Source organism: Rummeliibacillus pycnus (genome assembly GCF_044359855.1).
GTDB lineage: Bacteria > Bacillota > Bacilli > Bacillales_A > Planococcaceae > Rummeliibacillus > Rummeliibacillus pycnus_A.
The window spans coordinates 1937248-1949541 of record NZ_CP132291.1 but is presented as its reverse complement, the minus strand read 5'-3'; the positions used below and the strand labels follow the sequence as shown (position 1 = coordinate 1949541).

The window sequence follows — 12294 nt, the reverse complement described above, 5'->3', positions numbered from 1 at the left end:
TGACAGTATTTTGATGTTTGAAAGTCTTCCCATTTTTTAGATTAAAATCCTACATCGGTATCATTAATGGAAATAGTGTTCAGAAATGCTCAGAAATGTTGATATAACAATATTTCTGAGCATTTTACATTATTAAGACATTAAGACTATCTATTTTTCATTTTACGATCCTTTAATAGTTGTAAAGAGTCGTTGAACGGCTTCTTTCATTTCTTCTTCCTTCAAGCTTGCAAAGCCGATAATAAAGCTATGTTCATCAGCAGGTTCTTGTATTTCACTTAATGAAAATCTTTTAATATTAAAAAAATGAATACGAGCTTTCTCTGCTCGCGCGGTAATTTCTTCATAATCTCGTGTCGTTTTGATTTTAACGAGAAAATGTAAGCCAGCTGGAACATCTAATATGTTTATGTCATTTTGGAATGTTCTTTTTAGTTCTTTAATAAGCTTTTGTCGCATCGCTTCAAAATGATGTGTCATTTTGCGAAGATGCTTTTGGTAGTAGCCATCTTTAATAAAATAAAGTAACGTATATAAGTTTAATGTATTGCATTGTGGAAGTAAGTAATCGAATTTTTCACGATAGACCTCTAATAATTCTGGTGGCAACACCATGTAACTAATACGAATACCTGGGAATAACGTCTTAGAGAATGTTCCTGTATAGATTGTACGATTATTACGATCAAGACTTTGAAGGGAAGGGATATTACTTGTTCCGTATTTGAACTCACTATCGTAGTCATCCTCGATTATGTAGCGCCCCTCTTTTCCATTTGCCCAATTTAATAATTCAAAGCGACGTGATACAGGCATAATAATACCAGTAGGAAATTGATGTGACGGCGTTGTGTAAAGTAGTCCAATGTCTTTATGTTGAATGGCTTCAATTTGGAATCCACTTTCGTCGAGTGGTACAGTATGAACTTTCCATCCTTTTCGTTGAATCAACTCATAATAGCGAGCATACCCAGGATTTTCTAATGCAATGGATTTGTTGTCACCGCATAATTCTAATAATTGCGAAACGAGCGCTTGACTTGAGGAATGAAAAATAATTTGTTCCGGTTCACAGCGTACCCCTCGATTAAAGCTTATGTATTGTGCTAAAGTTTGACGAACTTCAATTGGTCCTTGATTGTGCGACATAAACGAAAGTTCATGATGAAATGTTTTCAACGCCTTCTGCTCACACTTCAACCATTCTTTGGATGGAAATAAATCCATATTTGCACTCATATGTGAAAATGAAATAATATCTGAAGACAATATCCTTGTTTCTTTCAAATGTTTTGGTAAAGGTTTAACTTCTTTTTCATCTGCTACATAAAGCGTAATATCCTCCACAAAATATCCCTTTCGCTCTACGCTATAAATATAGCCTTCAGCAAGTAACTGATCTAATGCAACGATAACAGAGTTAGTGCTGACCCCTGATTGCTCCGCTAATTGCCGTTTTGATGGAAGCTTTTCTTGTGGCTTATAGATACCAGATAAAATTTGATTTTTTATTTGCTGATAAATTTGTTTGTATTTATATTCTCTCTCTGCATTTCGGTTTGCTATCATTTGAAATCTTCCTTTCAATCATCTGGTTCTTAAAAAATAAAAAAATTGGTTCTTTTCTTTTAATGATAAGCTGTTCATAATCTTCTGTAAACGCTAGACAAGGGGGAATTGAAAAGTGAATGTCACAACTAAGGCAGAAAAATTACTACGATAACAGCGAAAATATGTTTTCGAGCTGTAAGCAATGGCTCATTAAATTTTGCAAAAGGTGTAAGAGTCATTGATTTTAAGGGGAATGGATTGATTTTGCAGCAGGTATCGGAATGATTATGTAGGACAATCATCCAAAAGTAGTGGAAGCTGTAAAAACACAAGTGATTCACTTTACCTAAACGATAAGAGTTACTTTATCGGAAAGAGCCAAACACAAAGGGGGAAATACATATGAGTAATAACAATAATAAAAAAGATTTTACGAAATCTATGTCGAAGATTGATGTACTATTCTTATCTCTTGGAGCAATGCTTGGATGGGGTTGGGTTGTTCTTTCAGGAGAATGGGTAGCAAGTGCAGGTTTTCTAGGAGCAGTTATTGCCTTTATATTGGGCGGTCTATTAGTTATTTTCATTGGTCTAACATATGCAGAGCTTTCATCTGCGATGCCAGAAACAGGCGGGGGACTTGTCTTTGTAAAGCGAGCATTTGGTAAGAAAAGTGCATTTGTAACAGCTTGGGGAGTACTATTTGGTTATGTATCAGTTGTTACATTTGAAGCAGTTGCTTTACCAACTGTAATTGATTATGTAATGCCAGTAGAGCATAAAGTGAGTCTTTGGACTTTAGGTGGTTGGGAAGTCTTTTTAACTTGGGCGTTGATTGGTACAGTTGGTTCGATTGCTTTAACAGCGCTCAATTTCTTTGGAATAAAGCCAGCTGCAGTTTTCCAAAACATTTTTACAGTAGCGATTGTATTAGTGGCAGGGTTAATAGTGTATGGTGCCATTGCTCACGGTGATTTAAAGAATCTAGATCCAATGTTCACTGATGGTATTGGTGGTACGCTTTCCGTCCTTGTTATGATTCCATTTTTATTTGTTGGCTTCGATGTTATTCCGCAAGTAGCCGCGGAAATTAATGCACCTGGTAAGTCAATAGGTCACATTATTATCGTTTCTATTATAAGCGCTGTATGTTTTTATTTATTTGTTGTATTTGGTGTAGCTGTAGCACTTCCAGATGATCAGCTATTAAAGAGTCAACTTGCAACAGCAGATGCAATGGTTGCTTTGTTTGGTAGTCCAATTTGGGGCTATATTTTAGTAATCGGTGGTATTGCAGGAATTATTACGAGCTGGAATGCTTTCATTATCGGTGGTAGCCGAATTCTTTATGCAATGTCTGAAAATAATATGATTCCAAAATGGTTTTCATACATGCATCCTAAATATCAAACGCCTACAAACGCGATTATCTTCTTAGGGATTTTAGCGGCAATTGCACCATTTTTAGGCCGTCCAGCATTGGTATGGTTAGTAGATGCAGGTGGTGTAGGGATTGTAGTTGGTTATTTACTTGTTTCAATTGCATTTATCAAGCTACGTAAAACAGAGTCAGAATTACATCGCCCATACAGAATTAAGTATTGGAAATTCACTGGTATTACGGCGATTGTTTTAAGTATTTTATTTATTTCATTCTACTTACCTGGTATGCCGTCTGCATTAGTATGGCCTATGGAATGGGTTATTCTAGGTGTTTGGTGCTTAATTGGCTTTGGATTATATTCTTTAAACTCTATGAAAGTATCAGAAAATATTTTTGAGAAAAGCGAAAATTATACTTCAGAATGATGAAGAGTTATGAAGATAGTTATATTTGTAATAAGCATATACTTGATGTTATTTAGATAAGACGAGTATCTATTTGATACATATAACTATTATTATTTAGTTTATCTGGATCCTAAAAAAGCTGAAAATTGGTTCTTTTCTTTTCACCAGAAGATGACATAATTTTCTGTAATCACAACACGAGGAGGAATAAAAATGAAAGTCACTACTAAAACAGAGGAATTACTAGAAAAACGACAAAAATATGTTGTTCGAGCTGTAAGCAATGGCTCATTAAATTTTGCAAGAGAGGCAAAAGGGGCAACAGTTATTGATGTAGAGGGAAATGAATGGATTGATTTTGCAGCAGGTATCGGTATGATTAATGTAGGCCACAATCATCCAAAAGTAGTGGAGGCTATAAAAGCACAAGTGGATCACGTTATTCATCCAGGATTCAATGTTATCATGTATGAAAACTATGTTGAATTAGCAGAAAAGCTTTGTGAAGTTACACCAGGTACACATGACAAACAAGTTATTTTATTAAACTCTGGTGCAGAGGCAGTTGAAAATGCTGTGAAAATTGCCCGTCGTTATACGAAAAAATCAGGTGTCGTATCGTTTACACGTGGCTATCACGGTCGTACAAATTTAACAATGGGCATGACAAGTAAAGTTAAACCATACAAAGAGGGCTTTGGTCCATTTGCACCTGAAATATATAAAGCACCATATCCATACTTATATCAAAAACCAGCTGGTGAAACAGAAGAAGAATACGTAGATCGTATTATTGCTGAATTTAAAGACTTCTTCTTAACAACAGTATCTCCTGAAATGGTAGCTTGTGTCGTAATGGAACCATTACAAGGGGAAGGTGGATTCATCGTACCACCGAAAAAATTCGTACAAGAAATCGCGAAATTCTGTAACGAAAACAACATCGTCTTCATAGCGGATGAAATTCAAACAGGATTTGGACGTACAGGTAAATTATTTGCCATCGAGCATTTTGACGTTGTGCCAGATTTAATTACTGTATCGAAATCTTTAGCAGCTGGTATGCCACTTTCAGGTGTAATTGGACGTAAAGAAATCATGGAAGTTTCCGAACCAGGTCAATTGGGTGGTACATATGCTGGTAGTCCAACAGCCAATGCAGCGGCGTTAGCGGTAATCGAAATTATGAAAGAGGAAAAATTACCAGAGCGTGCTGAAATTATTGGTCAAAAAATTGAAAACAAAATAAAAGCATTACAAGCAAAATATCCCGAAATCGGAGATATTCGTCGTTTAGGTGCGATGGTAGCGATGGAAATTGTTAAAGATCCAGTGACTCGTGAAGCAGATAAATATCGTGTAACTGATATCGCAAATTATACAAATCAACATGGATTATTATTATTAACGGCTGGTATTAAAGGGAATGTGATTCGCTTCTTGCCCCCACTAGTGATCACGGATGAAGAATTAGAAAAAGGCTTTGCTATTTTAGAAGACGCTTTTGCGAATAGCTAAGGAGGAAGTCGTTAATGTCTACATTTATAGTAACCAACCCAGCAACAGGTGAAGATTTACAAGAAGTAATTGTTTCAAGTAATGAAGAAGTTCTAACTGCACTTAAAGCAGGTCATACTGCTTTTAAAACATGGTCAAAAGTAAATGCACATAAACGTTCAGCACTTTTATCAAAGTGGGCTGATTTAGTTCGTGCACATCGTGCCGAAATTGGTGAATTAATTACACGTGAAAATGGTAAGCCACTTGCAGAAGGTCTAGGAGAAGTTGATTATGCAGTAAGCTATATCGATTGGTACGCAGAAGAAGCAAAGCGTATTTATGGTCGTACAATCCCAGGTCATCAAGAGTCCAAACGCTTAACAGTTATTAAACAACCAATTGGACAAGTAGCAGCGATTACTCCCTGGAACTTCCCGGCAGCGATGATGACACGAAAAGCTGCACCAGCACTTGCAGCAGGTTGTACATTTATTGTTAAACCAGCAGAGGAAACGCCGCTTACAACAATTCGTTTAATTGAATTGGCACATGAAGCAGGTATTCCAAAAGATGTTGTGCAATGTGTCAATGGTGATGGACCACGTATCGGTAAATTATTTACAGATAGCCCATACGTACGCAAAATTACGTTTACAGGATCAACGCCAGTTGGTAAGGAACTTTTGCGGAATTGTGCTGATACGATAAAACATGCAACGATGGAACTTGGTGGTCATGCACCTTTGATCGTTGCAGAGGATGCAGACCTTGATTTGGCTGTACAACAAACAATTAATGCGAAATTCCGTAATGCAGGTCAAACTTGTGTTTGTCCAAACCGCTTACTTGTGCAAGATAGTGTAGTGGACGCGTTTACAGAAAAATTTGTAGCAGCGGTGAAACAATTAAAATTAGGTAATGGATTAGACAAGGACGTAACAGTAGGCCCAATTATTAATAAAAAAGGGTTCGATAAAATTGTTGATCAGTTAGAAGATGCTGTATCAAAAGGTGCCGATATCGCGTGTGGAAATGAATATAATTATGATGATGAAAAAGGATATTATTTCATTCAACCAACAGTTGTTATGGATGTAAATGATACAATGAAAATCATGCAAGAAGAAACATTTGGACCCGTAGCACCAATTACACGTTTCCATACATTAGAGGAAGCAGTCGAAATTGCCAATGGTACACCATATGGCCTAGCAGCTTACTTCTTTACAGAAAGTTATAAAACGGGTGTGTACTTAAGTGAAAACCTTGAATTTGGTATTGTAGGCTGGAACGATGGTGCACCATCTGGGGCACATATCCCATTCGGTGGAATGAAGGAAAGTGGCATTGGACGTGAAGGTGGCCTTGAAGGCATCGAACCGTACCTAGAAACAAAATATATTTCTACAAACATATAAATATAGCTATTGCATCACTAAAAAAAGAAACTATTTAAGATAGTTTCTTTTTTTACGTTTTTTTACCCGTTATTTAAATCTTGTTTTTTAACAGTAATAGTTATCTTACCAACCTAGTTCTACCTGTATTTCAATCCATATATTTCGTTTTTGAGTGACTTCCCATCTTTTGTAAGTTTTCTGTATTGAGCTAAATAACCCTTCTTTTTATTTTTATCTTAGTAGAAATCTATTCAAATCCGTCATTCGTTGTACTCCTTGTTCATAGCCCATTTGATAATTTGAACGAATTTGGTTCAAATTTTTTTCAAAACTATTAAGTGCGAAGGTTGGGCGGAAAATGAAGGCTTTACCTTCTGCTTCTAGTTGTTCGCAGTAGTCCAATGATGCGTTATAGTGATCAACGCGTTTTTCCATACTTTTGACGATAGCTGGATATCGGTTTTTTAGGAGTTTCATGGCAATTTTACTTTGACGATCCAGCTTTTTTCGATAACCTTTTGGGCGAGTAAGGATAATGACATGCTTTTGGAAACCTTGTTCAACGGTATGGTGAATTGGAATCGGTTCAGCTAGTCCTCCATCATAATAAGGAATACCTTCTAACTTAATCTCTGGGAAAAGTACAGGGATGGCACATGTAGCTTGTAACATCATACATTTTCGGTCCATGTCGATGGCGTTCTTATATTCAACTTGTCCTGTATGGGCATTTGTTACACCGAATAATAATTGACCGTTGTATTGTTGATAGGTGTCCCAATCGAATGGATACAACTCATTAGGAATCGTATTGTAGCTAAAGTCTAAGCCGAATAAGCTGCGCTCAGAGAAGAAGTTTCGAATGCCCATATATCGTTTGTCATGGCGATAGTTTAATAATGTATATAGCATCCGCTCTTTTTGTTGTGCAACATAAGCTGATGCGTTAATTGCACCTGCCGAAATCCCTACAATATAAGGCATCATGATCTCTTGATCTAAAAAGGTATCTAATACACCGCCAGTAAACAGTGTACGAAAAGTGCCTCCCTCTAATATTAAACTTGTATTTTCTACATTTACTTTTAACATCGAATCCTTCTTTCCAGTTGAAAAAGATACTTGTAGTTCCTAATCTATATGACAATATTAATTTGCATTTATTTTGTTTCTTCTAGTGTAACATTAGCTGTGCTGATGGCCGAAACGTAAAATATTTATTAGGTTATTCAATCTATAGTAAAATAGTAATGAATAAACTATTTTAGTCCCTCTTAATCTAAAGTGAAAAGGAGATGTTAAAATGCATGGTTTGATTGAACAACCAAAGACAAAATTACCAAAAAAAGCGAAAATGGCTTGGCGCATAAGCAATATTATTTCTAATATTATAATGTTGGTTATTCTTATAATATTAAATGTTGTAGCAGGTTACTTTGATTGGTGGCAATGGTTGCAATGGTTATTACTGATTTTAGTAGTTCTAGGGGTTATGTATACACTATGGGATGTAACCTTAAGCCCTTATTTAATACAAAAACATTGGAGATATGATATTGACGATGAATTTATTAAATTAAAGTATGGGAGACTGTTTGAGTCAAGCGAGTTAATACCCATGACCAAAGTTCAATCCGTCTTATTAGAACAGGGCCCTATTTTAAGATGGTTTGGACTCTATAATATTGAGATCAACACGATGGGGACCATGCATGAAATTCCTGGTATTTCAGCAGATGAAGCATACATACTACGGGATCAAATTGCGGTCTTTGCGAAAATTAGGGAAGTGAGTGAATGATAGAAGTAGTTTCACCTATGAAAAGGATCTCGTCTATCAAGCTAGTATTAAATTACCTGAAGCTAATAAAGAATTTGCTCATACCGACTTTAGTTTTATTTGTTTTAAATGACACCTCAACGAATAGAATTTGGCATTTATTTTGGATTGCCTATCCTTTTATCCTGATATTAATGTTTTTATATATATTTTTAAGCTGGTTTACCTATCGCTATGGATATGATGAAAGTGCTTTTTATATTCACTCCGGTATTTTCACCAAGAATAAACAAGTCATACCTTTTAACCGGATACAAAATATTCAGCGGAAAAGAAAGATTATCCATAAACTTTTTCGTAAAACGCACATTGTCTTTTCAACTGCATCTGCAACAGATGAAGATGTAATTTTCGATATGCTTTCACTGCAAGAGGCGAATTTATTGGAGGATTTGGTATTTAACAAAAAGAATTCAGATGCGCCATTAGATGGATATAGAGAAGAGTCTGTTTCTACGCATCAAAGTATACAAAGAATTCATTATCAAGCCACAATAACTGAGCTATTAAAAGCTTCATTTGCTTCTGTGAAGTTTTTGCTGGTAGTACCAACATTCGCTATTGGAATAATGATTAAAGATAAAGATGCATATCAATTTGTTAAAAAAACGGTATCCATTGATTTGATTATGGCTTATTTATGGATTGATATAATTGTGCTAGTAGGAATTCTAATTGTTTCATTAGTTTTGTCGATTTGCTATACGCTTTCTAGATATTGGAATTATACACTTTCAAGTGATGACACGAAAATATATATTAAAAGAGGTTTGTTCAGTGAATCTCAATTTTCGATTCAAAAATCTCGTGTTCAAGCTCTCAATATTAAACAAGGGTTATTCAAACAAATTTTAGGTTTAGTAGAAGTAGAGTTGGTGACATCTAGTAATTATGAGGATGATGATGAGATAAGTACGCTATACCCATTTCTACCAAAAAGAAAAGCATATCACATTATTACGGAGGTTTTACCGGAATATGAAATTGATTTGAATCCAAGAAAGCTTGATAAACATGTACTTTGGTTAAAGCTATGTAGAGCAAGTATTATATGTATTATTTTATCTATTGCACTTTTTATATGGATTCCAAAGTTTTGGTGGCTTTCACTCATTCTTCTATTGACGTTAGTAACAATAACGTATGTAGACTTTCGTAATAGTCATTTTTCTATACAAAAAGAATTTATACAAATGCAATCAGGTGGCTTTGTTAGAAAAATGCTAATTTCAAAACGAAAAAATATCATTGAAGCAAAGGTAAGAACATCACCAATTCAAAGGACATTTAAAGCATCAACAATTTACGTGAGCAATCGAGCAAATCCTGTAGAAGTGACTACCATTTCTGATATGCCTCTTGTGTACTCAGCAGACTTTTATGTTTGGTATAAAAAAAGAGGCGAAAACATTCAAGTAGAATAAAAGACAATAAAAAATCGTTGAAAGCTATGCAAAATGATATAAGTTATTGAAAGGGACTAGCTTTAATAAGTTAGTTCTTTTTTATTGTACAGATGGAAGTTCAAGTGCATTATGAAACATTTCTTAAATTATTTGAGCTCGTGAAAAAATAATATTTTCATGGTATGTGCCTGTATAAAGTAATGGCAATTTGTAAATTATGGTTTTAGTAGACCATGAATAGAGGAGGTTGCCTTATGCATATGCAGAGTGATCATAAAATCATCTATTGTTATAATTGTAAATTAAATACCATCTATCATCATCGAGATACACATGGTAACAGTTATGTAGAAAGTCATTGTGCAGAGTGTGGTTGGCTGGAATGGCAGAATAGAGCAGTTGAACGTGAGAAGCAAAAATGGATTGACTATAACAAAGAGCATGGGATAGGTGTAAATTTACCGCAAACAAATGCTAATGTGCGATTTGAAGATTCTAAAGTAAATTACAAAGCGCGTTAGATTCTTTTCGATAACATATTAGAAACTTTAATAATTTCATTAATGAAGCTCTAGCAATTTGTTAGAGCTTTTTATTTTTTTCCTAAGGTAACACGAATTATGTATAATAAAATGGATTTTATTTCTCTAACTTTAAATAATACAGGGATATTTAAAGAAAAGATTGAGACTTCGGTTAAATTAGCAACAAAAAATGGAGAATTGAACCTAGCTATATAGAAGATATAAAAAATGTTAAGTAGATGTCTTTCTTTATTGCTCAAACAGAAATATGATGATGTCTACTCGCTTTTTCAATAGAATAGGTGGTAAAGTAAAGGATAGTTATATAAATTAACATAGGAGTTTTGAATATGAAAAGACGTCCACCAAGATTACAAAAAGGGGATACAGTTGGGATTATTGCTCCATCTAGTCCTCCAAATATAGAAAGATTAACAAAATCACTCAACTTTTTAGAAGAATTAGGTTTACGTTATGTGTTAGGAAAGACTGTGCAACTTCATAACAATTATTTAGCAGGAACAGATGAAGAACGTGCTGAAGATTTGCAAGAAATGATTGAAGATCCAACTATTAAGGCGATTTTCTGTGCAAGTGCTGGGTTTGGTGCTGCGAGAATTGCAGACAAAATCGATTACTTATTATTAGAAGAAAATCCGAAAATTTTCTGGGGTTTTTCTGATATTACATTCTTGCATACTGCAATTGGCATGTTCTCAGATATTGTTACTTTCCATGGCCCAACATTATCAAGTATTGGACGTGATGATGTAACAGAGCGTACGAAGCATATGTTTGAGCAATTATTCCAACCAGCTGAGATTCACTATGATGAAAGTATTTCACCACTTACAACTATTTGTGGTGGCGTAGCACGTGGAGAAATCACTGGTGGTAACTTAACATTAATTGCAAATAGTTTAGGCACTAAATTTGAAATTGATACAAAAGGTAAAATCCTACTCATTGAAGATATAGGATTAGAACCTGCACAAATTGATGGATTGCTAAATCAACTAAGACAAGCACGTAAATTTGAACACGTAGTTGGTATATTGATTGGTGATTTTACCAATGCTGATCCACGTGAATATCAAGATTCACCAAGTTTAAATGATTTATTTGAATCCTATTTCATCGATTTAAATATTCCAGTTGTAAGTGGTTTTAAAATTGGTCATTGCGAACCAAACGTTGGAATTCCATTAGGTGTCGATGTGATTTTAGATGCAGAGCATAAAGAATTAGCCGTTTTACCAGGAGTGGAATAAGATAATAAAAGATCCAATTCCAAATAGAAATTGGATCTTTTTCTTTTAGGGTTTATTAATACTTTATGTAAAAATAAAATAATGTAACATTTTATTACTTATAAATAATTGAATATTCAGAATATTTCTGGTAACCTATCAATAAGCAACAGGAGATTGATAGGGGGAACAAGGATGAAATATTTTCTTTCAGTAGACATGGAAGGCATTACAGGGTTACCAGATTATACGTTTGTAACATCTTCAGAACACAATTATGAAAATTCGCGAAGAATTATGACACAAGAAGCAAATGCCATAATCGAATCAGCATTTCATAATGGGGCAACAGAAGTATTAGTAAATGATAGCCACTCGAAGATGAATAATTTATTAGTTGAAGAATTGCATGAAGATGCAACACTAATATCTGGGGACTTCAAGCAATTCTCGATGGTACATAATGTAGATGAAACATTTGATGGCGTTATGTTCGATGGCTACCATGCAAGAGCTGGTCAGCCAGGGGTTATGAGCCACTCAATGACATTTAGTTTCAGAACGATGTTCATCAATGATGTAGAGATTGGAGAAATTGGATTCAATGCATACGTAGCAGGATATTATGGGGTACCTGTTATTTTCTTAGCAGGTGATGATTGTGCATGCAAAGAAATCGAAGCGTTAATTCCTGGTGTTGTCACAGCAGCTGTAAAAGAATCCATTTCAAGATCTTGTGTTAAAACGCTGCATCCGAAAAAAGCTCGCACGTTAGTTGCTGAAAAAGTAGCTGAGGCAATTGCTAAAAAGGGTGAAATCAAACCATTAACACCACCGGAAAATCCAATTTTAAAAATTGAATTCACCAATTATGGACAAGCAGAATGGGCGGCATTAATGCCAGGAACAAGAATTATTGAAGGTACAACTATCGTAGAATTTTGTGCAAAAGATATTCTAGAAGCATATCGAGCAATGTTGGTCATGGCGGAGCTTGCTTATCAAGCAAAATATTGTTAATGACATCATAGA

At 34.9% G+C, this 12294-nt stretch carries 10 protein-coding genes; 8 read left to right on the top strand and 2 right to left on the bottom strand.

The genetic code is table 11. The features are described from left to right. Window positions 1-162: 162 nt before the first annotated feature. Window positions 163-1569 (bottom strand): PLP-dependent aminotransferase family protein, encoded by a 1407-nt coding sequence (locus Q8X41_RS09490; RefSeq protein WP_397539989.1) that lies wholly within the window; start codon window positions 1567-1569, stop codon window positions 163-165. Window positions 1570-1953: 384 nt separating this feature from the next. Between Q8X41_RS09490 and Q8X41_RS09485 the strand changes: the two genes are divergently transcribed. The 3 genes from Q8X41_RS09485 (at window position 1954) to Q8X41_RS09475 (ending at window position 6260) form a co-directional block, all read left to right on the top strand. Continuing rightward, window positions 1954-3360, top strand: coding sequence for an APC family permease (locus Q8X41_RS09485; RefSeq protein WP_397539988.1), 1407 nt, complete (start codon window positions 1954-1956; stop codon window positions 3358-3360). Window positions 3361-3555: 195 nt separating this feature from the next. Continuing rightward, window positions 3556-4860, top strand: coding sequence for a 4-aminobutyrate--2-oxoglutarate transaminase (gabT, locus tag Q8X41_RS09480; protein ID WP_397539987.1), 1305 nt, complete (start codon window positions 3556-3558; stop codon window positions 4858-4860). A 14-nt stretch (window positions 4861-4874) separates the two neighbouring features. Continuing rightward, a complete protein-coding gene (locus Q8X41_RS09475) occupies window positions 4875-6260 on the top strand; it encodes an NAD-dependent succinate-semialdehyde dehydrogenase (protein WP_397539986.1) in 1386 nt (461 codons plus the stop codon). Window positions 6261-6473: 213 nt separating this feature from the next. Here the strand turns inward: Q8X41_RS09475 and Q8X41_RS09470 are convergent, their stop codons facing one another. Further along, on the bottom strand, window positions 6474-7334 hold the full coding sequence (locus Q8X41_RS09470) for a patatin family protein (RefSeq protein ID WP_397539985.1): 861 nt from the start codon (window positions 7332-7334) through the stop codon (window positions 6474-6476). A 211-nt stretch (window positions 7335-7545) separates the two neighbouring features. Here Q8X41_RS09470 and Q8X41_RS09465 point away from each other — a divergent pair, with 211 nt between their 5' ends. The 5 genes from Q8X41_RS09465 to Q8X41_RS09445 all read left to right on the top strand — a co-directional run bounded on the left by Q8X41_RS09465 (window position 7546) and on the right by Q8X41_RS09445 (window position 12282). Then, window positions 7546-8043: a PH domain-containing protein gene (locus Q8X41_RS09465; protein WP_397539984.1), complete on the top strand. Its 498-nt coding sequence runs from the start codon at window positions 7546-7548 to the stop codon at window positions 8041-8043. Continuing rightward, entirely contained in the window at window positions 8040-9506 is a 1467-nt protein-coding gene (locus Q8X41_RS09460) for a PH domain-containing protein (protein ID WP_397539983.1), read from the top strand. Before Q8X41_RS09465 ends, Q8X41_RS09460 begins: the two co-directional genes overlap by 4 nt. A 236-nt stretch (window positions 9507-9742) precedes the next feature. Then, complete coding sequence (locus Q8X41_RS09455) at window positions 9743-10009, top strand: hypothetical protein (RefSeq protein WP_397539982.1); 267 nt, start codon at window positions 9743-9745, stop codon at window positions 10007-10009. Between the two features lie 353 nt (window positions 10010-10362). Further along, window positions 10363-11283: an LD-carboxypeptidase gene (locus Q8X41_RS09450; RefSeq protein ID WP_397539981.1), complete on the top strand. Its 921-nt coding sequence runs from the start codon at window positions 10363-10365 to the stop codon at window positions 11281-11283. A gap of 174 nt (window positions 11284-11457) precedes the next feature. Beyond that, the gene (locus Q8X41_RS09445; RefSeq protein WP_397539980.1) at window positions 11458-12282 is read left to right on the top strand and encodes a M55 family metallopeptidase; all 825 of its coding nucleotides are present in this window, start codon (window positions 11458-11460) and stop codon (window positions 12280-12282) included. Window positions 12283-12294: the final 12 nt, after the last annotated feature.